Here is a 361-nt window from a genome sequence, read left to right as displayed (position 1 = left end):
ACCGAAGTCACGATTGACGAAGCTTGCGCTTCATTCGTTTTTGTATTCCGTAGAATACGATTTTTGCCTCATCGTTCAGTTTTCAAAGTCCAATGTATTTCGTATGAAAATAATGGTCGGGAAGACAGGATTCGAACCTGCGACCCCTTGGTCCCAAACCAAGTGCTCTACCAAGCTGAGCTACTTCCCGAAAAGTGCACCCTGAGAGATTCGAACTCCCGACCCCTTGATTCGTAGTCAAGTACTCTATCCAGCTGAGCTAAGGGTGCATCATATGGTGCGGTCGAGAGGACTTGAACCTCCACGATGTTGCCACCACTAGGCCCTCAACCTAGCGCGTCTACCGATTCCGCCACGACCG

The 361-nt window shown here is 49.9% G+C and carries 2 tRNA genes; both read right to left on the bottom strand.

The window, feature by feature from the left end:
* Positions 1 to 113 precede the first annotated feature (113 nt).
* A tRNA-Pro gene (locus KNQ08_RS16805) sits at positions 114 to 190 on the bottom strand.
* A 5-nt stretch (positions 191 to 195) separates the two neighbouring features.
* Positions 196 to 269 (bottom strand) — tRNA-Arg (locus KNQ08_RS16800).
* Positions 270 to 361: the final 92 nt, after the last annotated feature.

The sequence above is a fragment of the Exiguobacterium sp. s46 genome, assembly GCF_018618875.1.
Classification (GTDB): domain Bacteria; phylum Bacillota; class Bacilli; order Exiguobacteriales; family Exiguobacteriaceae; genus Exiguobacterium_A; species Exiguobacterium_A abrahamii.
Note: the sequence above shows the minus strand (reverse complement) of the source record. Positions and strands in the feature narration are given on the sequence as shown.